The 26559-nt window shown below is 47.1% G+C and carries 22 protein-coding genes; 18 read left to right on the top strand and 4 right to left on the bottom strand.

What is annotated here, in order from left to right:
- Positions 1-89: 89 nt before the first annotated feature.
- Complete coding sequence (locus SD450_RS11850; protein ID WP_318344659.1) at positions 90-2540, bottom strand: M14 metallopeptidase family protein; 2451 nt, start codon at positions 2538-2540, stop codon at positions 90-92.
- 149 nt (positions 2541-2689) lie between these two features.
- On the opposite strand from SD450_RS11850, the gene bshC reads away from it, so the two are divergent.
- Positions 2690-4291, top strand: a complete 1602-nt coding sequence (gene bshC / locus SD450_RS11845) for a bacillithiol biosynthesis cysteine-adding enzyme BshC (RefSeq protein WP_318344658.1) — start codon at positions 2690-2692, stop codon at positions 4289-4291.
- 219 nt (positions 4292-4510) lie between these two features.
- On the opposite strand, the gene pgmB is transcribed toward bshC, so the two are convergent.
- Positions 4511-5170: a beta-phosphoglucomutase gene (gene pgmB, locus SD450_RS11840; protein WP_318344657.1), complete on the bottom strand. Its 660-nt coding sequence runs from the start codon at positions 5168-5170 to the stop codon at positions 4511-4513.
- 201 nt (positions 5171-5371) lie between these two features.
- Here pgmB and guaA point away from each other — a divergent pair, with 201 nt between their 5' ends.
- The 8 genes from guaA to SD450_RS11800 all read left to right on the top strand — a co-directional run bounded on the left by guaA (position 5372) and on the right by SD450_RS11800 (position 15374).
- Complete coding sequence (gene guaA / locus SD450_RS11835; RefSeq protein WP_318344656.1) at positions 5372-6904, top strand: glutamine-hydrolyzing GMP synthase; 1533 nt, start codon at positions 5372-5374, stop codon at positions 6902-6904.
- Positions 6901-9045: a LysM peptidoglycan-binding domain-containing protein gene (locus SD450_RS11830; protein WP_318344655.1), complete on the top strand. Its 2145-nt coding sequence runs from the start codon at positions 6901-6903 to the stop codon at positions 9043-9045. Before guaA ends, SD450_RS11830 begins: the two co-directional genes overlap by 4 nt.
- Complete coding sequence (locus SD450_RS11825) at positions 9023-9427, top strand: OsmC family protein (protein ID WP_318344654.1); 405 nt, start codon at positions 9023-9025, stop codon at positions 9425-9427. Before SD450_RS11830 ends, SD450_RS11825 begins: the two co-directional genes overlap by 23 nt.
- A complete protein-coding gene (locus SD450_RS11820) occupies positions 9415-9948 on the top strand; it encodes a DUF922 domain-containing protein (protein ID WP_318344653.1) in 534 nt (177 codons plus the stop codon). The genes SD450_RS11825 and SD450_RS11820 overlap by 13 nt, the downstream gene beginning before the upstream one ends.
- 115 nt (positions 9949-10063) lie before the next feature.
- The gene (locus SD450_RS11815) at positions 10064-11125 is read left to right on the top strand and encodes a family 20 glycosylhydrolase (RefSeq protein WP_318344652.1); all 1062 of its coding nucleotides are present in this window, start codon (positions 10064-10066) and stop codon (positions 11123-11125) included.
- Positions 11126-11230: 105 nt separating this feature from the next.
- Positions 11231-11668, top strand: a complete 438-nt coding sequence (locus tag SD450_RS11810; RefSeq protein ID WP_318344651.1) for an RrF2 family transcriptional regulator — start codon at positions 11231-11233, stop codon at positions 11666-11668.
- 96 nt (positions 11669-11764) lie between these two features.
- Entirely contained in the window at positions 11765-14317 is a 2553-nt protein-coding gene (locus SD450_RS11805; protein ID WP_318344650.1) for a TonB-dependent receptor, read from the top strand.
- 85 nt (positions 14318-14402) lie between these two features.
- Complete coding sequence (locus SD450_RS11800; protein WP_318344649.1) at positions 14403-15374, top strand: inorganic phosphate transporter; 972 nt, start codon at positions 14403-14405, stop codon at positions 15372-15374.
- Positions 15375-15484: 110 nt separating this feature from the next.
- On the opposite strand, the gene SD450_RS11795 is transcribed toward SD450_RS11800, so the two are convergent.
- Positions 15485-16348, bottom strand: coding sequence for a hydroxypyruvate isomerase family protein (locus SD450_RS11795; protein ID WP_318344648.1), 864 nt, complete (start codon positions 16346-16348; stop codon positions 15485-15487).
- Positions 16349-16394: 46 nt separating this feature from the next.
- Here SD450_RS11795 and SD450_RS11790 point away from each other — a divergent pair, with 46 nt between their 5' ends.
- The 4 genes from SD450_RS11790 (at position 16395) to SD450_RS11775 (ending at position 20892) form a co-directional block, all read left to right on the top strand.
- Positions 16395-16637, top strand: coding sequence for a DUF3820 family protein (locus tag SD450_RS11790; protein WP_318344647.1), 243 nt, complete (start codon positions 16395-16397; stop codon positions 16635-16637).
- A gap of 49 nt (positions 16638-16686) precedes the next feature.
- Entirely contained in the window at positions 16687-18321 is a 1635-nt protein-coding gene (locus SD450_RS11785) for a CTP synthase (RefSeq protein ID WP_318344646.1), read from the top strand.
- 66 nt (positions 18322-18387) lie between these two features.
- Positions 18388-20259, top strand: coding sequence for a membrane protein insertase YidC (gene yidC, locus SD450_RS11780; RefSeq protein WP_318344645.1), 1872 nt, complete (start codon positions 18388-18390; stop codon positions 20257-20259).
- 84 nt (positions 20260-20343) lie between these two features.
- Entirely contained in the window at positions 20344-20892 is a 549-nt protein-coding gene (locus SD450_RS11775; RefSeq protein WP_318344644.1) for a DUF6515 family protein, read from the top strand.
- Positions 20893-21153: 261 nt separating this feature from the next.
- On the opposite strand, the gene SD450_RS11770 is transcribed toward SD450_RS11775, so the two are convergent.
- Positions 21154-23034: a fasciclin domain-containing protein gene (locus SD450_RS11770; RefSeq protein ID WP_318344643.1), complete on the bottom strand. Its 1881-nt coding sequence runs from the start codon at positions 23032-23034 to the stop codon at positions 21154-21156.
- Positions 23035-23238: 204 nt separating this feature from the next.
- Here SD450_RS11770 and mnmA point away from each other — a divergent pair, with 204 nt between their 5' ends.
- The 5 genes from mnmA to SD450_RS11745 are packed head-to-tail and all read left to right on the top strand — an operon-like array spanning position 23239 to position 26538.
- Positions 23239-24429: a tRNA 2-thiouridine(34) synthase MnmA gene (mnmA, locus tag SD450_RS11765; RefSeq protein WP_318344642.1), complete on the top strand. Its 1191-nt coding sequence runs from the start codon at positions 23239-23241 to the stop codon at positions 24427-24429.
- A 46-nt stretch (positions 24430-24475) separates the two neighbouring features.
- Positions 24476-24718 (top strand): CopG family transcriptional regulator, encoded by a 243-nt coding sequence (locus SD450_RS11760; protein ID WP_318344641.1) that lies wholly within the window; start codon positions 24476-24478, stop codon positions 24716-24718.
- Positions 24715-25047 (top strand): type II toxin-antitoxin system PemK/MazF family toxin, encoded by a 333-nt coding sequence (locus tag SD450_RS11755; RefSeq protein WP_318344640.1) that lies wholly within the window; start codon positions 24715-24717, stop codon positions 25045-25047. Before SD450_RS11760 ends, SD450_RS11755 begins: the two co-directional genes overlap by 4 nt.
- A gap of 28 nt (positions 25048-25075) precedes the next feature.
- A complete protein-coding gene (locus tag SD450_RS11750) occupies positions 25076-26014 on the top strand; it encodes an NAD(P)H-dependent flavin oxidoreductase (protein WP_318344639.1) in 939 nt (312 codons plus the stop codon).
- A gap of 50 nt (positions 26015-26064) precedes the next feature.
- The gene (locus SD450_RS11745; protein ID WP_318344638.1) at positions 26065-26538 is read left to right on the top strand and encodes a hypothetical protein; all 474 of its coding nucleotides are present in this window, start codon (positions 26065-26067) and stop codon (positions 26536-26538) included.
- Positions 26539-26559: the final 21 nt, after the last annotated feature.

The following is a 26559-nucleotide window of genomic DNA, read 5'->3' as shown; positions in this document are numbered from 1 at the left end:
ACTAAAGATACAAAATTTTGGATTTCGCTGTATCTTCTGCCACCTTGAAAATATCAACTAAATATTTTATAATCAAGTATCTATGGTTTTTAATTGACCATGAAGAGGGCATTGGCAAAGAACAGCTTGCCGTTTTCCCAAAAACCTCTGAACAAGGGATTGTCCACCATATAGATAACTTGGCCCCTGCCGAACTGTTCGGAACCATAGACCAAGGATTTGGCAATCTTTTTTTGCGCTTCGCTGCCGGCAAAACCTGAGAATGGTCTGGTAACATCCTCGATATACACCACATTGCCCCCGTCCAGATAATCATAGCTGGAACTGCCCAATTTCAAGGTGAAATAATCGGACCCGTAGCCGTAGGCCAAGGGGTGGGTATTGTCCACCTTGGTCTTGAAGATTGCCCCGGTGATGGCCTCTTTTATCTGTTCCCTCTCGGCATCTTTGTAGGGGAGGGGGACATTGGTCTTTTCATCGTCTTTTTCCTCTTTCTTTTCCTTGATGCCAAATCCTTTTTCCCCGTCAATGGCACTGATGGCACCGCCCATGGCAATGATCTTGCCTCCTTTTCTTACCCAATCCTTCAATTCGGAAAGTTGGTTTTCATCAAAATAGTTGCCGTAGCGGCCATCGGGTAAAATCAGAATGTTATACTTGCCCAAGTCCACCCTTTTGGCATATTCGTCATCGATTACAGTGAGCGGATACTGCAGTTGCTGTTCAAAAAAATGCCAGACTTCACCAAAACGAAGGGTTGAGGTGGGTCCGCCGGACAAAACCGCAATTTTGGGCTCGGTCACCATTTGTACATAAGAAGAACCAAAATCCTTTCCCGAATCCACAAATCCGGTACTGGTGGACACGATTTCTTTTTGATAGGTGTTGGCAATGGACTGTAGTTTTTGTACAAAATCAGGCGCATGTTCATTATCACCTTTGGTGATGATCAAGGTGCCGCGATCAAAAGACTTGCCCTCAATGGAAAAGGGATGGTCCGTTTTCCGCACCCGGATGCCCTCTTTGAGGAGTTCGGCCAAGAATTTGGCGTCCTTGAGGCTGTTCCAGTCCGTAAGATGGGCATAGCTGTTTGGGTTTATAACCGATTTAGGCCCAGTATCCCCATTGTTTTGGGGTGCGACCAAGGAAGTGGTGGCAATGGCATCCAAACCATAGGCATAGGGCAGTGACCAGGCCGTAATGTCATAGGTCAAGGAATCCGACAGCTTGGCATTGGGCTCGAAGAGTACCTGCACCAAGGTGCCCTTGGGCTGGTTGGTGGAGACCACCATTCCGTTTTTGTCAATGGACATGCTACCATTGTTTCCAGAACCATAGGCATGGCCCTTGTACGAGCCACTTGTGAGGTCCCCAAATTGGATCTTGTGTTTTTCCAAAAGGGCTTTTAAAGCATCCAACTTGTCCTTGTTGCCTTTCAGTACATAGCTTTTGTATTTGAAGTTCTGGTTTTGGTAGAATTTTTTGAACTCCTCGTTCAATTTTTTGGCGTTCTGCGAAGAAACCTCCACCGTGGACAACCCAGTGGTGAAATGATGCGCGATCCTGTCCTTCAGCGTAAGGGTATCTCCAATGCTGGTAACAATGCCCAGTCCAGCACGCCCGCTTCCCCCTTGCTCATAGGTCATTCCGATGGATCCATTATAAACGGGATAAGTGTCGCCATAACTAGGATAGAAAAGATCAAACACCTCTTTGGTAAAATAGAACCATCCGTTGGCATCAAAATATTTGGCGTGGTTTTTTCCCAAGATGACCTGAAAATCACGTTGAAAATCTGTAATGACCTCATGATAAGGTTCCGCAGCGGGGGCAAAGTAATAGGGGTTGTCCACTCCCTGCTCATGGAAATCCACATGCACATGGGGCAACCAATCGTTGAAGACCTTTATGCGCTGTTGGCTCTCCACTTGCGTCAACCATGCCCAATCGCGGTTCAGGTCGAACATATAGTGGTTGCTGCGTCCGCTCCACCAACCTTCGTGGTGTTCCTTGCTGTTGGGGTCCACTTGATAGGGGTTGTTCTTATATTGATTGTACCAATTGCTGTATCGGTCACGACCATCTGGGTTGACACAGGGATCCATGATGACCACCGTATTTTCCAAATAGGAACTCTTGGCCGTCAATAGCTCATAAATGGTCTTCATGGAAGCCTCGGTGCTGACACTTTCATTTCCGTGAACGTTATAGCTTAACCATACAACGGCCTTGTCGGAATTTCCACCTCCCTGGGTATCCTTCAAATGTTCCTGCCTGATGTTTTCCAAATTGGCAATATTTTCCGCAGTGGAAACATAGGCCAGTAACAAGGGTCTGCGCTCGTTGGTCTGCCCATAAACGGTAAGTTTTACACGGTCCGGGGCGGCTTCGGCCAAATATTCATAATAGTCCACCACTTCGTGATGGCGGGTAAACTCCGTCCCAAGTTCGTAACTTAAAAATTCCGAGGGAGATTTCAATTGTTGCGAAGTGGCGGAAAGGGAAATCAATAAAGCGGTAAAAAATAAAAATCGGGTCATGCGATGGTTAATTAGTATGAACCAAATCTAACAATAAATTCAGCTAGAGTTACAATTTTCAGTGGCTTGAAGGGCAAAAAAGTAATTAACGTATTTTTGGGACGATAAAAAAAGAAGAGAATTATCTTTGACCACCTCATTCAGTTTTAATGGAAGTAGATTGTGTACCTTTTAAGGAAACAGGTTATTTTTCAAGGCTTATTTGCGATTATCTGGACCAACGGGAAGAACTAAAGCCATTTTTCAACCGTTTTCCATTGCCCGAAAACTTTGAGGCGCAGATCAAGGAAAAGCAGCAAAACTATCCAAATGCCCACAGAGCGGTCTTGGTGGAATCTTTGAAAAGACAGTACCACGGTTTTGAAACGTCGGAAGCCACCAGGGACAACATGGCTTCCTTGTCCGATGACCATACGTTTACGGTGGTAACGGGACATCAATTGAACCTTTTCACCGGACCCTTATATTTTTTGTACAAGATCGTTTCGGCTATCAACTTGGCGAAGCAACTGAAAGAGAAACATCCGAACCATCATTTTGTGCCGGTCTATTGGATGGCCACGGAGGACCATGATTTTGAGGAGATCAATTATTTCAACCTGCATGGTAAAAAGATACAGTGGAACAGAAAAGCGTCCGGCGCGGTGGGAAGACTGTCCACGGAAGGACTGGACGTTCTTTTTGAAACACTTACCGCCGAATTGGGACAGACCGCCAAGGCGGAAAGATTGAAGGACCTCTTCAGAAAGGCTTATTTGGAGCATGACAACCTTGCCAAGGCCACCCGTTTTTTGGCCAATGAGCTGTTTGGCGATCAAGGTTTGGTCATTGTGGATGGGGATGATGCTGCACTGAAGAAATTACTGGTGCCGTTTGCGGAGAAGGATATTTTTGAACATACACCCTTTCACCAAGTAACGGAGACCATTGACGCGCTTGCCAAGGTATCTGCCGACTATACCATCCAAGTGAACCCTCGGGAAATCAATTACTTTTATTTGAAAGATGGTCTCAGGGATCGGATCGTTAAAAAGAATGGACATTTTTATGTGGTCGATACCCAGATCAAATTCTCCCCGGATGAGCTTCGGGAAGAATTGGGGCAGCATCCCGAACGGTTTTCACCCAATGTGATCGCCCGGCCATTGTACCAAGAAATCATCCTGCCCAATCTCTGTTATATCGGAGGAGGAGGGGAGTTGGCCTATTGGTTGGAACTCAAACCTTATTTTGGGGATATGAGAATCACCTTTCCCATGCTCCTGCTTCGAAATTCAGCTTTGCTGGTCACGGAAAAGCAGCACAAAAAAGCACAAAAGCTGGGCGTGAAAATTTCCCACCTCTTCCTGAAACAACATTCGCTGATCAACAAGAAGATTCGGGAAATTTCCAACATCGATATTGATTTTTCTCCCCAGAAGAAATTATTGGAAGAACAGTTCCAGTTGATGTATGAACTGGCGGAGCAGACGGACAAGAGCTTTTTGGGAGCGGTAAAGGCCCAGGAAGTCAAACAAAAGAAAGGATTGGATGCCCTGGAAAAGCGGTTGCTGCAGGCCCAAAAAAGAAAGTTGAAGGACCACGTGGTCCGGTTGACCGACCTTCAGAATGAATTGTTTCCCAATAGGTCCCTTCAGGAAAGACAGCTCAATTTTTCCGAAATGTACCTGGAAATGGGGGACTTCCTGATTCCTTCCTTATTGGATACCTTGGACCCATTCTCTGATGGATTCCTCATCTTGAAATCCTAATCAAGGACAGCAAATCAATTTTTTTTCAAAAAAAAGTAAAAAAGCAGGTAGGGTATTTTCCCCTATGGTTGTTTTGTTATTGAAAATTGCTATGAAAAAGTAAAGATTAAAGATTTATGAGTTGGTTAACTCATATGTTTAGGTTGGTTTTGATTTTATTGAAAAGCTCCGGAGTGGTTCCCGGGGCTTTTTGCTTTTATGTCCATTTTCAAAAAGGAATCAGAAAAAATCGGAAAAGAAGGACCTGACCTCAAAATAGGTGGCTTCCTTCATGGTATTGAACCGCAACTCGGCATGGCCCACTCGTTCTTCGGGACCAATCCCAACGCTGTGGAATCCGCCGGCAATGGCAGCATCGATACCTTTTTCGGCATCCTCGAAAACCACACAATTGCTGGGTTGTAATTTCAATTTTTCGGAAGCGTACAAAAAGATATCCGGGGCAGGCTTGCTCTTGGCCACACTGTTCCCGTCCCCGATCACATCAAAATAATGCATGGCTTTGAGCTGTTGGAGCACCTTGATCGCATTTTTGCTGGCACTTCCCAAAGCGACCAAGAATCCTTCCTGTCGCAAATGGGTGAGCAGTTCCTTGGCACCTGGAAGATAATCCTCGGGGGTCATGCTCTCCAAACTATCGACATAGAGGTCATTTTTTTTGGTGGCAAGCTCAACCACCGTGTCCTCTGCAAGGGAAACGTGGTTGTGGTCCATGATGACCTTTATGGAATCCATTCGGGATATGCCCCTGAGTTTCTCATTGAGTTCACGGTCAAAGTGCCAGCCCATTTCATCGGAAAGTTTTTTCCAGGCTTCGTAGTGCAACTCGGCAGTATCTGTGATCACTCCGTCCAAATCAAAGATGAATCCCTTGATCATGCTTTATACTTGTTTTAGGAAACGCAAATAAATGACGAAAACTGTTAAGAAAAAAACTACATAAGGTTATGTTCTTCAAAATGGAAGCATCATATAGGGCACACTACTGGAATCCATACGTATAGGCGACCTTTTGAAAAAGTGTCATAAATATCCTTTAAAACATACTTTTTCAACTAAAGCAAATTGCTATTTTTGCCCATGCATAACAACGTACTCATCTTGGATTTCGGTTCCCAGTACACCCAATTGATCGCAAGACGCGTCAGGGAACTGAACATATACTCGGAAATAAAACCATACAACAAGTTGCCCGACGACCTTTCGGAATATAAGGCCGTGATCCTTTCGGGGTCGCCTTCCTCCGTAAGGTCCGAAACCGCTCCCCATCCCGATCTTTCCGGAATCAAGGGCAAAATGCCATTGTTGGGCATTTGCTACGGGGCGCAATACCTGTCCCACTTTCATGGAGGCAATGTGGCGCCATCCGCGACAAGGGAATATGGAAGGGCCAATTTGTCCTTCGTAAAAAATGAGGAGGAATTTTTGAAAGGGTTGGACCAAGGAAGCCAGGTATGGATGAGCCATAGCGACACCATCAAGGAACTTCCCGAAGGCGGTATCCGGTTGGCCAGTACACACGATGTGGAAAATGCGGCTTTCAAGATCGATGGCGAAACCACGTACGGTATTCAATTTCACCCTGAAGTTTACCACACAACGGACGGGAAAAAGTTACTCGAAAACTTTTTGGTGAACATTGCCGGATTGAAACAGGACTGGACCCCCGATGCCTTTGTGGAGACTACCGTTGAAGAGTTGAAAGCCGAAATCGGTGACGATAAAGTGATCCTTGGGTTGTCCGGAGGCGTGGATTCCAGCGTAGCGGCCATGTTGCTGCACAAAGCCATAGGGGACCATTTGCACTGTATCTTTGTGAACAATGGCCTTTTACGCAAAAATGAGTTCGAAAATGTGCTGGACCAATACAAGCACATGGGACTCAATGTGAAGGGAGTGGATGCTTCGGCACGTTTTTTGGACGCGCTGAAGGGAGAATCCGATCCCGAGGGAAAGAGAAAGATCATTGGCAGGGTCTTCATCGAGGTTTTTGATGATGAGGCCCACAAAGTGGAAAATGCAAAATGGTTGGCACAGGGCACCATTTATCCGGATAGGATCGAATCCGTTTCGGCAAGTGGTGGACCATCGGCCGTGATCAAGAGCCACCACAATGTGGGCGGATTGCCGGATTATATGAAGCTGAAGATCGTGGAGCCCCTGAAAATGTTGTTCAAGGATGAGGTGAGAAGGGTAGGGGCCAGCATGGGCATGTCCGAATCCATTTTGGGACGTCATCCCTTTCCCGGACCGGGATTGGGCATACGGATCTTGGGGGACATCACCCCGGAAAAAGTGGCCATTTTACAAGAAGTGGATGCCATTTTTATTGAAGGTTTGAAAAAATGGGGACTTTATGACAAGGTTTGGCAGGCCGGAGCCATGCTTTTGCCCGTAGATAGTGTCGGGGTCATGGGAGATGAGCGTACCTACGAGAAATGTGTCGCGCTCAGGGCCGTTGAAAGTACCGATGGAATGACGGCAGATTGGGTGAATTTACCCTATGAATTCCTTCAAAAGACCTCAAATGATATAATAAACAAGGTCAAGGGCGTTAATAGAGTAGTGTATGACATCAGCTCAAAACCACCTGCAACTATAGAATGGGAATGAAAAAAAACATCTTACAACTGGTCATTGCGGTCATCTTTTTGGCGGCAATCCCGGTTTCCGCACAGAATTATGCCACACATGCCGTAAAGGAGGGGGAAACGCTACAGAGCATTTCCCAGAAGTACAAGGTTACGCCCTACTCCATTTTACAGGCCAACAAGGAAATCAAAAGTGCTTCCGATGTGAAGGTCAACACCATGTTGATCATTCCGTTGAACGGAGCCGTGACCGTGGAGGAAAAGAAACCTGCACAGGAGGAACAAGAGGAAGAAAAACCGATTGGCTACACGCGCCACAGGGTGAAAAGAAAAGAGACCATGTTCGGGCTCACCCAAAAATACAAGGTCACCGAAGACCAGATCAAGCGCTATAACCGCCAGTTGTATTCCGAGCAGTTGAAAAAAGGAATGGTGCTCCAGATTCCCAAGTTTCCTAAAATGGACCCGGATGAGGAAAGGGACCTCGATTTTGAGACCTATACCGTCCAGCCCAAGGAAACCCGATGGAGCATTGCCCATAAGTATGGCATTACCGTGGACAGTCTCTTGCTCCTGAACCCCGATTTGGACAAGACCAACAATTATTTGGCGGCTGGGCAGGAGCTCAAACTTCCCCGACCCAAAGGCGATAGTCTCAAGGAACAGCAAGTGAACCTGTTCACCTCTTACACCGTTCCCCCAAAAATGACCTTATATAGTTTGGGCAGGGAATACGGAATCCCTTCTGACTCCATTGTCAAGCTGAATCCAGAGGTGATGAAACAAGGTGGCCTCAAGGAAGGTATGGTCATCCGCTTGCCCAAGAAAAGGGACACATCGGGAGCAGTGAACACCGAAAACTTCATCTTTTACGAAGTCAAACCAAAGCAGAATATTTTCAGGATCACCCAAAACCTCAAGATTTCAAGGGAGGAACTTTTCCGTTTGAACCCCGATCTTGAAAACGGCCTCAAAGCGGGCATGGTGCTCAAACTTCCCAAAGATAAGGCCACGGGCCTAGAGGTAAAGAATGCCTTGGTCCTGGACAAGATTAACCTGATAGACAGTATTGATGTCACGAACAGGCCCAAACTGGTCTTCATGTTGCCCTTTAGGCTGGATCGTGTAAACGTGAACGATAAGGAAAAGGCTGAGAGCATGATCAAGAACCGGAGGGACCTTGCCATTAGCCTCGGATTGTACACAGGGGCTTTGGTCGCCTTGGATTCCATCAAAAAATTGGGCGTTTCGGTCGATGTGAAAACCTACGATACCGAACTGAGCCAGGCTAAGGTCAAGGAAATCCTTTTTAGGGAAAATCTTTTGGGTGTAAATGCCATCATTGGTCCCTTGTCCTCCGAAGCCTTGAACGAGGTTGCCGTGCAAGCGGCCACCAAGAACATTCCGGTGATCGCCCCGATTACTTCGGAAAGTAAGTTGAGCCATAGCAATGTATTCTTTTCCGTACCGCGCGATGCCGTATTGAGGGAGAAAATGCTCTCCTACATGAAAAAAATACATAAGGGAGAGAATGTGATCATTGTGGCCGATTCCACCCATCAGGTAGCGCACGATTCCATTCTGTCCAAATTCCCGGCGGCACAAATCGCGAAGATCATAGACAACAAGTCCCTCCATCTGGACCGATTTCTGGTAAAGCTTTCAGATACCAAGGAGAATTGGGTATTCTTGGAAACGGACCAACCCAATATGGTGTCCAGCGTCAGTTCCATTTTGAACTCTGCGAACACGGAGAAGACAAAAGTGCGCATGTTCACCACCAGCTACAACGGAGCGTTTGAGGACGATGCGGTTTCCATGACCCACCTGTCCAATTTGAAGTTCACCTATCCCTCATTTTATAGAGAAGCGGAGAACGACACCTTTGTCGCGGCCTACGAAAAGCGTTATAATGGATTAAAGCCTGATCGCTACGCGGTGCGTGGGTTTGATGTTACCTTCGATATTTTGTTGAAGTTGGCCCACAAGAACAATCTTTTTGAAACCTCCAAGATCATCGGTCTGACGGAGTACACCGGCAACAGCTTTGATTATTTGAATGATTGGACCTCAGGCTACTTCAACAGGGCCTGTTATATTATGAAGTACGAAGACTTACAGATCAAAGAAGTGAATCCCGATGACATCAAAAGTAACCTATAACGGAGACCTGCGGACCACCTGCGTCCATGTCAGGTCAGGAAGTGAATACATCACCGATGCCCCTGTTGACAACAACGGCAAGGGCGAGGCCTTTTCCCCGACGGACACCGTGGCGACCGGATTGGCCAATTGTATGATGACCATCATGGGAATCAAGGCCAGGGACTTGGGTGTGGATTTGAAAGGTTCCACCGCCGAAGTGACCAAACACATGGCTGCCAACCCAAGACGGATATCCAAAATTGAGGTAAAACTGGAACTTCCGGCCGATGTGTCCGAAAAGAACAGAAAGATTTTGGTGCATACCGCAAACACATGCCCCGTGCACTATAGCCTCCATCCGGACATTGAAAGGGTAATCGATTTTCATTGGGTAAGATAGTTTTGATCGGATGCTTGCTTTTTCTCAGTTTTTTGGGATTTGCACAAGAAATTGAGGAGGGTGTTCCATGGAATGAAAACATAAGGCTCAGTTGGGACGACTTTAAGGGGAAAGTTCCCCCGGCCGCCGTTCCCGCCGCCACTACAGCCAGTGGTATCAGCTATTCCTATTCTGCCAACCTGTTGCACCACGAAGTGAAACTGGATTTTGAGGTGACCGCCTATTTTTACCCGAACGAATCTTGGTACAGGCCAACACTCTGCAACGACAATACCTTGGCCCATGAACAGCTCCATTTTGACATTTCAGAGCTCTTTGCCCGTAAAATGCGCAATAGGCTAAAGCGCACCTCATTTTCCGATGATGTGAAGGCCGAGGTACGGAAAATCTACAACGATATCCTTCAAGAGCTCGATGACTTTCAGGACCAGTACGATTGGGAGACCAATTTTTCCAGGAACCGGGAAAAGCAACTGGAATGGAACCAAAAGATTGCCACTGCCCTACGGGATGCGCTGTAAATGGGTAATAGTACCGGTCCACGTTGTTCTCCTTCCAAAAAAACAAACAAAATCAATATGTTTGTAGGGCCGCATGGGTCAAGACACCTGTGGCATCAACCTTAACTCTACGACCATGAAAAGAACCGTGTTATTCAGTTTCCTGTTGTTTGCTGTTTTGCTAATGCGTGCACAGGACGAACAGTTGCCCTTGCGAGGATTGGCCATTGCAGCCCCGGACAAGGACAATGTGGACCTTTTCGTGAAATTCATCAATGAGGAACTGGCCCCACGAAAGATCAATACCTTGGTACTTCGTGTCGATTACAATTTTCAATACACCTCATATCCAGAACTGGTTTCCGAAAACCCGCTTTCGCAAGCAGATGTGGATGCAATCGTGGCCGCCTGCCAGAACAACAATATCCAAGTGATTCCCCAGATCAATTTATTAGGACACCAATCCTGGGCCGATAAGATCGGGAAACTGTTGGAGGTCTATCCCGAATTTGATGAGACCCCCGAGGTGAAAATTCCACAGGAATACAAATGGCCCAACGCGGACGGACTGTACTGCAAAAGCTATTGTCCGCTACATCCTGAGGTGCACAAAGTGGTCTTTGACCTTGTGGATGAGATCACCACGGCCTTTAAGGCCGATGCCTTTCATGCCGGGATGGATGAGGTGTTCTACATTGGGATGCCCAATTGCCCACGATGCAACGGAAGGGACAAGGCGGAACTCTTTGCGGGTGAGGTCACCAAGATCAGGAACCATCTGGCCAAGACCAATAAGCGGCTTTGGGTCTGGGGCGATCGCTTGATCGATGGCAAGACCACCGGACTTGGCATGTGGGAGGCCAGTATGAACAATACCCACCGTGCCATAGACCTTATCCCAAAGGATGTGATGATCTGCGATTGGCACTATGAGCGGCCCGACCCCACGGCCATCTATTTTGCCATGAACGGATTTGATGTGGCCACTTGCTCTTGGCGAAAGCCCAAAGTGGCCTTGGAACAGCAAGAAATGCTCAAAACACTCCGAAAGAACGCAACTGCCGAAATGAAACCCCGCTATAGGGGCATGCTGCACACCTCATGGACCAGTTTTTCCAATTTTTTGAAAATGTTCGAGGAAGAAAACCCCGAAGAGGACAACGATGCGACTACTTTTAAGGCGCTGTTCGTAAAATAACGAAAGTAATGAAGGCGTATTGGAGGAAGTTTAAAATCTTTCAGGCTAAATAGCTCGACGGATTAAAATCTTTAATTGTATTTTAGGGGCACTTCAGTACTATCGATGTTATCAAAAAAGTCAAAATACGCCATCAAGGCCTTGGTGCATATCGCCTCCAAATTGGAGGAACAACCTGTTTCGGTTAGAAGCATTGCCACTGAGGAGAACATCCCTCTGAAATTTCTAGAATCCATTTTGGCAGAATTGAAGAATGCACGTATTCTGCGAAGTACCAAGGGCAAGTATGGGGGTTATTCGCTGAACAGGCCGCCCAATGAAATCCATATGGCAGATATCATGCGCCTTTTCGATGGTGCCATTGCGCTTTTGCCTTGTGTGTCGGAAAATTTCTACGAGCGCTGCGAGGAATGTGTGGACGAACTTACCTGCGGCATCAGACAGGTCGCCATGGAAATCCGAAAGCAGACCGTGGCCCAACTACATACAGCAACCCTGACCAACATACTTCAAAGGGAAGAAAGACTAAGGGAAAACAATTAATTTTTTTTAAGATTTTAAATCCTATTAATTTGGTAGGAAATATATGTTTTATATTTTTGTTTTTAAATCATACTAATCCTATAGAATATAAATGTTATGAAAAGCAAAATCTATCTATTGGTCTATTTTCCGTTTTTGTGGACCACTTTGGCCAATGCCCAGCAAGAGTTACGAGGTACGGTTTATGATGCTTCCACTTCGGAACCTTTGGTAGGAGCCGCTATAGTGGTACAAAATGCCCAAAACGGCACCGTTACCGATTTTGAGGGCAATTTTAGGTTGGATCATACGGAGAATTACCCCATTGCCATTGAAGTCTCCTATTTGGGCTACGAGACCAAGGAATTTAGGTTGGCTGCTCCCCAAATTTTAGAGATTTACCTGACTCCTTCCAGCACTTCTTTGAACGAGATTATTGTCACCTCACGAAGAAGAAGCGAGGCGGTACAGGAAATCCCCATTCCCATTGCAGTAATAGGGGCAAGGGAAATAGACAATTCGGTTTCCTTCAACGTGAACAGGGTAAAAGAACTTGTGCCGTCGGTGCAATTATATTCGTCCAATCCTCGAAATACCACATTGAACATCAGGGGACTGGGATCCACCTTTGGACTGACCAATGATGGCATCGATCCCGGTGTGGGCTTTTATGTGGACGGGGTCTATTATGCCCGACCTGCGGCGACCACACTCGATTTCATCGACACCAAACAGATTGAGGTGTTAAGGGGGCCACAAGGGACCCTTTTCGGAAAGAACACCACGGCTGGAACCTTCAATATCACCACAAGAAGGCCCACCTTTACCAATACCTTGAACTTTGAACAGTCCTTTGGAAATTACGGGTTCATACAGACCAAAGGTTCCCTATCTGGCCCCTTGGTCGAGAACAGATTGGCGGCCCGCATTTCGTTCAGCGGTACCTCCCGCGATGGAACCATATACAACCAAAGGTCACAATCCTATACCAATACCTTGAACAACCAAGGGATCAGGGGACAATTGTTGTATTTGCCCAGTGACGATATAAGCATCCTATTTTCGGGGGACTATACCCGGCAACGGCCCGATGGCTATGCCCAGGTATATGCGGGCACTGCCCCGACCCAACGGGCCGAGTTCCGCCAGTTCGAGAACATCATAGCCGATCTGGGATACGACCTTCCCAGCCGCAATCCCTTTGATCGTATCATAGACACCGATACCCCATGGAGATCCGACCAGGATTTCGGGGGGCTATCTTTGAATGTGGACCTTGAGCTTGGAAAGGGCACCCTCACTTCGACCACCGCTTGGAGAAGTTGGAAGTGGGGTCCATCCAGCGATAGGGACTTTACGGGACTTTCGGCCATTGCCCGGTCAGAGGCCCCGTCCATCCACCATCAGTTTACCCAGGAGTTCCGATATGCCGGGGATTTTACCGATAAGCTCAACGGTACCATTGGTGTGTTTGCCTTTTACCAAAAATTGGACCCGGATGGTGCCCACATTTTGGAGGCGGGTTCCGATCAATGGCGATTTGTCCAGAACAACCAAGACCCCCTTTGGGAAACTCCCGGATTGCTGGATGGACTGACGCAGGAGACCAGGCCCAAGTTCAGAAACTTTAGTGGGGCCCTCTTTGGGCAACTGGATTGGAGCATTTCCGATAAATGGTCCGTCCTACCGGGATTCCGTATCAACTATGACCAGAAGGAAGTTGATTTTCAGCGGACGGTTACCGGGGGGCTACAGACAGATGACCCAGAACTCATCGCTTTACAGGAAAGGGTCTTTACCCCCATTTCATTCCAGACCGACATCGATGATTGGAACCTTTCCGGACAGTTGACCGTGGATTACAGCGTCCAGGAAAACCTTAGGGTGTATGGTACGTATTCCCTGGGTTTTAAGCCTGTTGGCCTGAACTTGGGAGGGATACCCACGGAAGATGGCGAACCTCTTTTGGAACTGGCCGTGGTACGGCCGGAGAAGACGCACCATTTTGAGTTGGGACTCAAATCCGAGCCATTTAAAAATGCCGTGCTCAACATTACAGGGTTCAACACGACGATAAACGATTATCAGACCAATGTAAGGTCTTCCCAGTTGGGAGTGACCAGGGGGTATTTGGCCAATGCGGAAAAAGTAAGGGTACAGGGCGTGGAGCTTGATGGCTACTATGATCCCTCCAAATATTTCAGGGTGAACGCTTCTGTGGCCTATACCGATGGGAAATACATATCGTTTGAGAATGCACCTGTTCCCTTGGAGGAAACGGGAGGTAATGATTCAAAGGACATTTCAGGGGAAGTTCTCCCCGGCATATCAAAATGGACCGTGACCGTTGGTTCCGAGGTGTATGGCAAAGGAAATCTATTCGGCAAAGCGGGCGAGTTTTTTTTCGGTGCGGATCTATATGGCCGATCTTCATTTTCTTCCGATCCATCCGCATCCCGTTTCCTGAACGTTGAGGGCTATACCCTAGTAAACGGTAGGCTGGGTTTCAGGAGCAGTAAAAGCTTTTCCGTTTTTGTTTGGGCAAGGAACCTGTTCGACAAGGATTATTTCGAGCAATTGTTGCCCGCGGGGGGCAATGCGGGACATTATGCAGGAGTACTTGGAGACCCTGCCACCTATGGTATAACCACACAGTTCAGACTGTTCTAAAGACATATTCAACATGGAAACAATATCAAATGTAATACAGACCGATTCATTTTGGGAGCTCATGTCAATTCCCCTTTTACTGTCAATGTTTCTGGCAGTAAATATGGGAGGGAGTGGAACGGCCCCTGCATTTTCTGCCGCTTATGGAGCGGGTGTGATCAAAAAGACCATCATTCCGGCACTTTTTGGCATTATGGTGCTTGCGGGAGCCCTGTTGGCCGGCAAGGAAGTGTCGCTCACTTTAGGCAAAGGACTTTTGGACCAAACACTGTTCTCTCCCTTTGTAACCTCCATAATATTACTCTGCATCGGATTGTCCTTGTTTGCTGCCAATTTACTGGGAGTGCCCCAATCTACCAGCCAGTCAACCGTGATGTCCATTGCAGGCGCAGCTATGGCATTGAACGGGCTGAACACACAAAAACTTTTCCTTGAGATCTTGCCTGCTTGGTTCATTCTGCCATTGATATCGTTCTTTATCATATTGGCATTATCAAAATGGGTATTCCCCCTTTTGAAGAACAGATTTTTCACAGACAATTATGACCATTTAAAAGAGCATCGTGGACTGAAAATTTTATTGGTGGTCTCCTCATTATATGTTGCCTTTTCAATCGGTGCAAATAATGTGGCGAATGCCGCGGCTCCTATAGCTTCCCTTATGGTCAACCAGACAGGCAATTCTGATCTTACCGGGATAATATTTTATTCCATGCTTTTGGTTGCACCATGTTTTGGCATTGGAAGTTCATTGTTCGGCCACAAAGTGACCCGTAACAATGGCAAGGAAATTGTCTCCGTCAATCCATTTTATGCAAGTGTAATTTCACTTTTGGTAGCGAGTCTGTTGCTGTCTGTTTCCATTACCAAAGGTATACCGACCTCATTGGTACAATTGAACGGTACTGCATTTATAGCCCTTGCCATTACCAAGAATGGAATTAAGGAAACATTGTCCAACTCAACGGTAAGGCGTTTTTTCATCGTCTGGGCAGTTGCCCCGGCCTTTGCCTTTGGCATGACCTATCTATTATTGAAGCTATTGGCATCACATTGATTTTATCATCTTATCACCCCGTGACCGAGAGGCTAGGTTAAGCTCTGCAAAAGCTTTCACAGTGGTTCGAATCCACTCGGGGTGCCTAAAAAGAGACATGGATTGATGCATTACACATCACACCTCAAAAAAGCATCCTTTAGCGCATCGATTTTGTCTTCCCAAGTCACGATGAACTCTTGGGCCACATACCCTTTAAATCCTGTTGCATGTATTGCTTTGATGATGGCGGGGTAGTACAGCTCTTGGGTTTCATCAATCTCGTGGCGACCAGGAACCCCGGCGGTGTGGTAGTGCCCAAAATAGGGGTGGTAGTTCTGTATGCTGCGGATAATGTCCCCTTCTTGGATCTGCATGTGGTAAATGTCAAACAACAATTTAAAGTTGTCGCTGCCCAAATGCTTGCAGAGTTCCACGCCCCAAAGGCTGCTATCGCACATATAGTCGGGGTGGTTCACCTGGTTGAAAAGTTCCATCTGGATCACCACCCCGTGTTTTTCGGCCAAGGGAATGATCTGCGAAAGCCCGTCCACACAATTTTGTAGTCCCACATAATCGTTCATGCCATTGCGGTTGCCGCTAAAGCAGATGAGGTTGGTATAGCCCGCCTCGGCCACTTTCGGGATCATTTCCGTATAGTTTTTAATGAGTTGTTCGTGGTATTTCGGGTTGTTCCAACCTTCGGCAAGGCTGATTTCCGCGCCATTGCACATGGAACAGTGGATGTCATATTTCTTCAAGATGTGCCATCTATCTGGACCTATCAAATCAATGGCCTTTACACCCAGTTCGTTCAGCGTCTGTAAAAACTCTTCAAAGGGAATATCGTTAAAACACCATTCGCATACGCTGTGGTTGATGTTGTGCTTCAGTTTGAAGTCTTTTTGGTTCCCTTGGCTTTGTGCCATGGCTGAGGTCGAGGCCAGTCCGGCGGTGCCCATGGCGGTGGTGGCAATAAAATTTCTACGTTTCATTATTGGTAATGATTGTTCAGCGAAAGATAGTACATTAGCCCTACAAATGGAAATACGGCCCGATACAAAACAGCTTTTGGAACTGGCGCATTATAAGATGCCCTACGGCAAGTACAAGGGGCGTTATCTGGTGGACCTGCCCTTGCCTTATCTGGTGTGGTTCAGCCAAAAAGGCTTTCCCGAAGGGAAGTTGGGTAACTTCCTGCAGACCATGCTCACCATCAAGGACAACAACCTGGAACCCATCATCAGAAAGCTCCAAAAAGAATTTCCCAAGGAATCCACCTGATTTCTGCGCTGCAATTCGTACCTTTACGCCCCGTAATAGAAGTTGCAATATGTCACAGACCAAGTACATTTTCGTTACGGGAGGCGTTACCTCATCCTTGGGTAAAGGAATCATCGCCGCATCCTTGGCCAAACTCCTACAGGCCAGGGGATACCGGACCACCATACAGAAATTAGATCCCTACATCAATGTTGATCCGGGAACGCTGAACCCCTATGAGCATGGCGAATGTTATGTGACCGATGACGGGGCGGAGACCGACCTCGACCTTGGGCATTATGAGCGTTTCTTGAACGTCCGTACTTCCCAGGCGAACAATGTGACCACGGGAAGGATCTACCAAAGTGTCATTGAAAAGGAACGTAGGGGCGAATTTTTGGGCAAAACGGTCCAAGTGGTGCCCCACATCACCAATGAGATCAAGGAGCGTATCCAGATTTTGGGTAAGAGTGGTGATTATGACATCATCATCACCGAAATTGGGGGTACCGTGGGCGATATTGAATCCTTACCTTATATTGAAGCTGTGCGACAATTGCTCTGGGAACTGGGCGAGCACAACGGAATTGTGGTGCACCTTACTTTGGTGCCCTTTTTGTCGGCCGCGGGCGAGCTGAAGACCAAGCCCACGCAGCACTCCGTGAAAACGTTGATGGAGAGCGGGATAAAGGCCGATATTTTGGTCTGCCGAACAGAGCACGAAATTTCCGAGGACATCAAGGAAAAATTGGCCCTGTTCTGCAATGTGAAAAAAGAGGCCGTGATCCAATCCATTGATGCATCCACCATTTATGATGTACCCTTGATGATGCAGGAAGAAGGCCTGGATGCCGTGACGCTTGAAAAATTGGCCCTTCCCAACAACACGGAACCCAATCTGGACCAGTGGAAGGAATTTTTGCAACGGCACAAGAACCCAAAAAATAAAGTGACCATAGGTCTGATCGGAAAATATGTGGAGCTTCAGGATTCCTATAAATCCATATTGGAGGCCTTTATCCATGCCGGGGCTGCCAACGAAGTGAAGGTCGAGGTACGTTCCATCCATTCGGAACACCTATCCGACAAGAACATTGACAAGAAACTGCTGGGGCTGGACGGAATCTTGGTCGCACCCGGTTTTGGGGAACGTGGTATCGAAGGAAAAGTAATGGCCGTGCGATACGCCCGCGAGAACAATGTGCCGTTCCTGGGCATCTGTCTGGGCATGCAAATGGCCGTGATCGAGTTTGCACGCAACGTGCTTGGGATGGACAAGGCCAATTCCACGGAAATGGACAAAGATACCCCGTATCCCGTCATCAGTTTGATGGAAGAACAGAAATCCATTACCGATATGGGAGGGACCATGCGTTTGGGTGCGTGGGACTGTTACTTGAAAGAGGGCAGTTTGGTCGAAAAGGTATATGGAAGTAAGGAAATTGCCGAACGCCACAGACATCGATTTGAGTTCAATAACGCGTACAAACAGCAAATGGAGGAAGCTGGCCTGATGGCCTCTGGGCTCAACCCAAAAACAGGGCTCGTTGAAGTGGTGGAGATCCCTTCGCACCCTTGGTTCATCGGAGTGCAGTACCATCCGGAGTACAAGAGTACCGTGGCCAGTCCGCATCCCCTTTTCGTTGGGTTTGTAAAGGCCGTACTGGCCCAGAAGCAGAAACAAAAAAATGCCAGTTTGGCATAAACTGGGGTTTTGGACATATATTTGCCACCTGAAATAGCGATAATACAGTTCTACTAAATAATTTTCATGGAAGAGAAGAAGCTGGATGTCAAGTCCATTATTGGATTTGTACTGATTTTTGGGATACTCATTTTTATGTTTTACCAAAATCAGCCCACCCCAGAAGAGTTGGAGGCCCAAAAAGCGGAGCAGGCGCGTGTGGAAGCAGCTGCCAAAGCGGCAGAGGAAGCGAAAAATGATCCGGCCCCCATCAAACAGGCAAAGACCGTTGATCTTGCCGATTCCACTGCTGTGGCCAACTACAAAAGTGCTGTAGGGGCATTTGGCTTTACACAGGCATCCGAAGGGACCACCAAGTTGGAGAACGAGGTGCTCTATTTGGAAGTGTCCAATAAAGGTGGACAGATTGTGGAAGCCAAAATGAAGAACTTTGTTACTTTTGATTCAGTTCCCGTGTATTTGGTGAAGGAGGGCAACGCCAATTTTACCCTGAACTTTTCCACATCGGACAATAGGGTGCTCAGTACCGCCGACCTTTACTTTGAACCCACGCTTACCAAAAATGGGGACAACCAGGTGCTTTCCATGAAGGCCAAAGTGGCCGATAACCAATTTTTGGAATATCGCTACGAAATGAAACCCGATGAGTATCTTGTGGACTTCACGGTCCGATCACAGGGCCTGAACGGTGTCATCAACAGTGGCAGACCGATTACCCTTGAATGGGACATGAAGGGCATCCGTCATAATAAGAGTGTCCAATATGAAAACCGCTATACCCGATTGACCTATAACCATGATGATGGAAACATCAGCAAATTGTCGGAGAGCAGTGATCTGGACGAAGAAACCGAGGAGGACGTAAAATGGCTTTCGTACCGACAGCACTTTTTCAGTTCCATTTTGGCCACGGACAACCATTTCGAAACGGCACAACTGAGTTCCAAGAATCTGGTCGAGGACGAGAGCAGGGATATTCTTTTCACCAAGGAATACAGCACCAAGGCCCCGTTGCAACTGCAAGGCGGGGAACTGTCACAGAACATGTACTGGTACTACGGACCCACCGACGTGAAGGTGTTGGACGATTATAAGGAATTGGGCCTTGCGGATTCCATTCCGTTTGGTTGGGGAATTTTCGGATGGATAAACCGATATGTGTTCACCCCTTTCTATGGGTTCCTGAGCTCTTTCCTTCCCTTTGGAATCGCCATTATCGTGATGACCATCATCGTGCGGTTGGTATTGTCGCCCGTCACCTATAAATCCTACCTCTCACAGGCCAAGATGAAGGTCTTGAAGCCTGAGATTACCGAAATCAACGAGAAATACAGGGACAATGCCATGAAAAAGCAGCAGGAGACGATGAAGCTCTACAACAAGGCAGGGGTGAGCCCCATGAGCGGTTGTGTGCCGGCATTGTTGCAGTTGCCCATTTTCTACGCACTTTTCATGTTCTTCCCCACCTCTTTCGCTTTGCGACAGAAACCCTTTTTGTGGGCAGAAGACCTGTCTTCTTATGATGTCATCTTCAATTTGCCGTTCACCATCCCATTTTATGGGGACCACGTGAGCTTGTTCCCGATTTTGGCATCGGTGGCTATTTTCTTTTATATGATGATGACCACAGGACAGAGCATGCAGATGCAGCAACAACCCGGTATGCCCAACATGAAGTTCATCATGTACCTATCGCCCATCATGATGTTGTTCTTCTTCAACAACTACGCCAGTGGGTTGAGTCTCTATTACTTCATTTCCAACCTGATTACCATTTTCATCATGTTGGCGATAAAGAACTACATCTTGGACGAGAACAAGATCCATGCACAGATCCAAGAAAACAAGAAAAAGCCCAAAAAAGAGAACAGGTTCCAACGCAAGATGCGTGAGATGATGGAACAGGCCGAGGAACAAAAGAAATCTGGGAAAAGATAGTTTTTCTGCTGAATTTTTTGATGGTCGATTAAACCCTATGGCATCAAATGATGTCCAATGGGGGTTAACCATCAATTCAGCACTATGAAAAATCTAAGATTGACCTTATTGTTATTTGCGTTCCTTGCTTTGGGAACAACGGATTATGTTGAGGCCCAAGTGAGGCGTACCCCACAGGAGCAGCGCACCATCAGAAGAAAAGTCCGTCGCCATAACCGACGTGTGGTGAGAAGGACGTTACGGCGTCTTCCTGCAAATACCAGACCCATATTGTTCAGAAATGTCACCTATTATCCCGTGGGGGGAATGTACTTCATCCGTCATAAAAACGTGTATGTGCGTACTTTTCCGGTTAGAGGATTAAGGCTGCGGGTACTGCCCACAACAGCGGTGCGTATTGTGGTCCGGGGAGTTCCCTACCAATACGCAGATGGCGTTTTCTATGTGGAGGATAAGGGGGAATACGAAGTGGCGGCCCCTCCTGTTGGGGCTGTGGTGAAGGAGTTGCCGGAAGATGCGGAGGAAATCGATTTTGATGGCATCACCATGCACGAATTGAACCAAGCTGTTTACAAGGAAGTGGACAATGGTTATGAAATCATAGAGGTGTTGGAAGAGGAGCCTGAGGATTAATTTGGGCCCATTTGAAAAAAAACTCCCCCAAAAAAATTCTGGGGGAGTTTTCCATATTTCGGTTTAGTTTGGAAAGATTTGGGACTTCAAAGATGCGCCATATTCAAGCGGAAAAAAAGTAATAGTTGTCAAACCATTGGTTTTTGTAGTTAAATTCTCCCCTTTTGATGTGTCATCGATGAACGGTAATTTTTAAGGACAAAGGCCCTTTGAAAATGGTTTCCAAAAGGCCTTTGCTGCAGTATAGAAACAGCTCAAATCTTAGTTTAATGTATCAGGGATCATTACAGTGTCCAAAACATGGATTACCCCATTGATGGCCTGCACGTCAACTGCATCGATACCTATTCCGGTATTCCCTGCACCATCGGTCACATCGGCAATGTTGTCACCGGTTCCGGGCAGGTTGATGGTGATGGCATCCCCTTCCAAAGTAGTGGGCATGATGCCGTCAGATAAATCTCCAGACCTTACATTGGCGCCTGCTATCACATGGTGTTGCAACACGCTGGTCAACAAACCACCATCGATATCTGCCAATCCATTCCACATATCGTTGCTGTCCAATAAGGCTTGGAAAGCATCATTGGTCGGGGCAAAGACAGTAAATGGTCCTGCTCCGGATAGGGTGGCCACAAAATCAGGTTGACCTTCTGCGGTCAAGGCCGCTTGCAAAGAATCGAACATCGGGTCAGCAACAGCGAAGGTGACCACCGTTGGTAAATCGATCACAGCATCTACTGCATGGATGACACCATTCGTGGCAACAATATCGGCCAAGACCACATTGCTCGTACCGTTCAAGGTTACCCCATCATCCGTATTGATGTAGAGGCTGAGGTTCTCGTCCGTATCAAACTCGGCAGCAGTGTTCACGTATGAATTTGTCAATCCTGAAGAAAATGCAGCGGCGCCTACCACTACGTGATTGGCCAAGATGGCATTCAAATCGTTGGAATTTGGATTGGTGAATGCATCAAAAGCATCGTTCAATGGAGCAAATACAGTGAAATCTTCTTCTTCATTGGAAAGCAAATCGGTGAACGTAGTGTTTCCGCCATCGGTCAAAGCAGCTACCAAAGAGGTCAGATTTGGATTGGCCACGGCATGGTCCACTATATTGGGCAGGTCGATTACGGCGTCCACCACATGTACAATACCGTTCAATGCTTTAACATCGGCCATTACCACTGTGGATACGCCATTGAAGGTAACATCACCCGAAGTGTCGAAGAAAAGGCTCATGTTCTGGTCGCCCGCACCAACAGCGAGTGTACTGGTGTAGCCAGAACCCAAACCCGTAAGATCTTCGGATGTCACTTCACCACTGATAACGTGGTTGAGCAGTACATTGGTCAAAACCTCCACGGGAATGTCCTCCAATTGGGCACCATCCAAGAATGTCTCAAAAGCTTCATCGGTAGGGGCCAAAACGGTGAAGGGACCATCTCCTCTCAGTACAGTGGGAAGGTCACCATTGGCAGCAACAAGGGCCGCCACTAGATTTTCAAGGTTCTCATTGCCTATGGCAAGATCGGTGATGGGAACCAATAATACATCGGCCAGAGCGTCCAGTGCAGCTTGTGGAAGCAATACCTTATCAATGATGTGTACAACACCATTGGACACCTCGATATCGGCAGTGGTTACCTGAGCCGCTTCAGCAGTGGCATCGCTGATGAACACCCCGCCTTGGGTTGAAACTTCCAAGGTTGAACCTTGCAGAGTGGTGATGGTCTGTCCATCGCTCAAATCGGTAGAAAGCACGGCCGCATCAGCAACCACGTGGTAGGTCAGTACCACAGCGAGTAGATCTTGTAACTGTTGGGTATTGAAGTCATCCAGCGAATCAAAACCGTCCAATTGGGCCAATAGGTCTGCAAAGGCATCATTGGTAGGGGCAAAAACGGTAAAAGGACCTTCGCCGTTCAATGCGGCCACAAGGTCGTTGTTGGCACTTTCATCGGCTTTTTGAAGTGCACTGACCAGACTGCTCAATTGTGGAGTAGCTTGGGCAGCCGCCACAATGGTCACATCGGTTTCTGGTGGGTCTGTGGTTCCGTTGTCATCATCCGAACAGGACGTGAAAATCAAGAACAATGATAGTAGGGTAAAACGGGATAGTTTTTCTAATGCTTTCATAATCTTGTTGCTGTTATATATTGTTTAATGATTTAAAGATATAGTTAAACAAAATAAAATTGATTTTGTTTAAGGAAAATTGTAAAAAGTTTAACATTTTAGAAAAACCACCCATTTTGAAATGTTCAGCGGTGTGGTACGACTTAGGTACATATCATATGAATGCCTGTTATTTTCTATTTTTGTACCCATAATAGCAATGAAATGAAAAAGGTTGTTGTAGGACTTTCGGGAGGAGTGGATTCCAGTGTAGCAGCATATCTCCTAAAAGAGCAGGGGTATGAGGTGATCGGCCTTTTCATGAAGAATTGGCACGACGATTCCGTGACCATTTCAGAGGAATGTCCGTGGCTGGAAGATAGCAATGATGCTCTCATCGTGGCCGAAAAATTGGGCATTCCGTTCCAGACCGTAGATTTGAGCGCGGAATACAAGGAGCGTATTGTGGACTATATGTTCAACGAATACGAAAGGGGACGTACACCCAATCCGGATGTGCTCTGCAACCGCGAGATCAAGTTTGATGTCTTTTTAAAAATTGCCCTGCAATTGGGTGCCGACTACGTGGCCACAGGCCATTATTGTAGAAAAGGCACCATCCTGCATGAAGATGGTACCGAAACCTACCAATTGTTGGCGGGAAAAGACCCTAATAAGGACCAATCCTATTTTTTGTGCCAATTGTCCCAAGAGCAACTGTCCAAAACTTTGTTCCCGATTGGGGAATTGCTAAAACCTGAGGTTCGAAAGATTGCTGCCGAGAATAATCTGATCACTGCTGATAAAAAAGACTCCCAAGGACTCTGTTTTGTGGGCAAAGTGCACCTGCCCGACTTTTTACAGCAAAAATTGAAGCCCAAAAAAGGGATTATTGTGGAAGTACCCAGCACTGCTTCACAGTTTGCGGTGGCTGTTCCCGAATTTCATAACGAAAGGGAGAAATTGGCCTTCCAAGCGGAAAAACCCATTTTTTCCATGGAAGATGGCAAAGTGGTGGGAGAGCACCAAGGGGCCCATTATTTTACCATTGGGCAACGAAAGGGGCTGAACGTTGGGGGCACAAAGGAACCCTTGTTCGTCATTGAAACCGATGTGGACAAGAACATCATCTATACCGGACAGGGCAAGTTCCATCCAGGCCTTTACAGGAACACACTTTTTGTAAAAGAGGACGAACTCCACTGGGTACGTCCAGATTTGGCTTTGGAAGAAGACGGAACCATGGAAGTGATGTCACGTATCCGCTACCGTCAACCATTGCAAAAAGCGACCCTCTACAAAGTAGGGAACGGACTGTATGTGGATTTCCAAGAAAAACAATCCGCCATCACCGAAGGGCAGTTTGTGGCTTGGTATGTGGAGGATGAGTTGGTGGGTTCAGGGGTTATTGCGTAATTTTTGATTTATATTGTATATTTACAAAATATAAATATGAATTAGAATGGCAACATATACTTCTTCGCTTCCCGATGAACTTTTGGACAGGCTTGCTGAAACATCCAAGGAATTGAAACAGCCCAAGAACAAAATAATTGAACGGGCATTGGAAATTTTTTTGGATGAATTGAAACGGGCAAAGTATGTCAAATCATATAAAAAAGCATCCAAAGATCCCAATGTATTGCTCATGGCAGAGGAGGGCATGGCCGAATACCTAAAGATGATTGAAGAGGCCGAAAAATGAAGCAAGGAGATATATGGCAAGTATATTTTGACCCTGTAAAGGGAAGCGAGCAAGCGGGCAATCGACCAGCGGTAATCATTAGTGGAAATACGCTCAATAACAATTTGAATGTAGTGGTGGTCTGCCCTATAACCACCTCAGTGCATAATTATGAGGGAAATCCTGTGTTGATGCCGTCTCAAGAAAATGGTTTGTTGAAAACTTCAGAGATAATGGTCTTTCATATTCGTTCGCTATCAAAAGACCGCTTTAAGCGGAAAATAGGAGTAATCTCTTCTGCGGAATTACAAAAAATAAAGAACACGCTGAATGATATTCTAAAATACTGAATAATCCATTGTCATAAATATACCGTTTTTGAATCCCATCACCCAACTTTTCGGAATACAGTATCCCATCATCCAAGCCGGAATGGTATGGGCCAGCGGATGGCGGTTGGCCTCGGCGGTCTCCAATGCTGGCGGATTGGGGCTATTGGGCGCGGGAAGTATGTACCCGGAAGTATTGGAGGAACATATCATCAAGTGCAAAAAAGCGACCGACAAACCTTTTGGCGTGAACGTTCCCATGCTGTACCCCGATATTGAAAAGTTGATGGAGATCATCGTCTCCCAGGGGGTAAAGATTGTGTTCACTTCCGCAGGGAATCCCAAGACCTGGACAGGTTTTCTCAAAGAGAAAGGCGTCACCGTGGTGCATGTGGTGAGCAGTGTCAAGTTTGCCCTAAAAGCCCAAGAGGCTGGAGTGGACGCCATTGTGGCCGAAGGCTTTGAAGCGGGAGGACATAACGGAAGGGACGAGACCACTACTATGGTCCTGATACCCTCCGTGAAGGAAAAAATCACTGTTCCGCTCATAGCTGCGGGAGGCATTGCGACCGGAAGGGCCATGCTCGCCGCTATGGTGCTCGGGGCGGATGGCGTACAGGTGGGTAGTCGGTTTGTGGCCACTCCCGAAGCTTCCTCGCACGAGTCGTTCAAAAAAAGAGTGGTGGAGGCACAGGAAGGGGACACCCAACTGACCTTGAAGGAGCTCGCTCCCGTGCGCCTGCTCAAGAACAAATTCTACCAAGATGTGCAGGCGGCCTATGCCAAAGGCGCATCTGTGGATGATCTGAGAACACTACTGGGAAGGGCCAGGGCCAAGCGGGGGATGTTCGAGGGGGATATGGAAGAAGGGGAGTTGGAAATTGGCCAAGTTTCCGGATTGATCCATGAGGTAAAGCCTGCTGCCGAAATTGTAACCGACTTGATGGCCGAATTCCAAAAGGCCAAGTTGGAAGTGAGTGATTATTAGACTGTTTGGTTGAAGCTTTTCGCGCTTTTTCATACATTTATCCCAGAGCAATGAGAACACTTATCCCCACACTGGTTTTTTTGGTGCTCGCTTCCTATTGCCATGGGCAAGTGGAGCGGGACAAAGCACTCCATTTTTTGGGCGGCAACCTATTTGGTCTGGCCGGAGCAGGAATCGCCAAACAGGCCTCTGAGGGCAACCGTATCTGGACCTTTGTGGGCTCGGTGGCAGGAAGTACACTCATAGGCTTGGCCAAGGAAGCGGTCGATGCGGGACAGCGCGAGAACGGTTGGGACAACGACGATTTGGCCGCAACGGTCTTGGGTGGCGTCACCGTGGGGGTCACCATTGATTTGTTTTCCAAAAAGGACGATAAAAAAAGGCTGCGTGGCCGCTATTCCCAACTAGATCTGAAAAAGCAAAAGCCCTTTCCCTATCCCAAATCTGAATTTGTGGTTTTGGATGGTAGTCTTCCCAACTTGACTACCTTGGGACTTTCCAATCAGCAGTTTGTTCTTGAATAAACGGCTATGATATTTTTGTCA

Source organism: Flagellimonas baculiformis, from assembly GCF_033441575.1.
In the GTDB taxonomy this organism is placed as follows: Bacteria; Bacteroidota; Bacteroidia; order Flavobacteriales; family Flavobacteriaceae; genus Flagellimonas; species Flagellimonas baculiformis.
The sequence above is the reverse complement of the archived record's forward strand: the minus strand, read 5'-3'. Positions and strand labels throughout refer to the sequence as shown.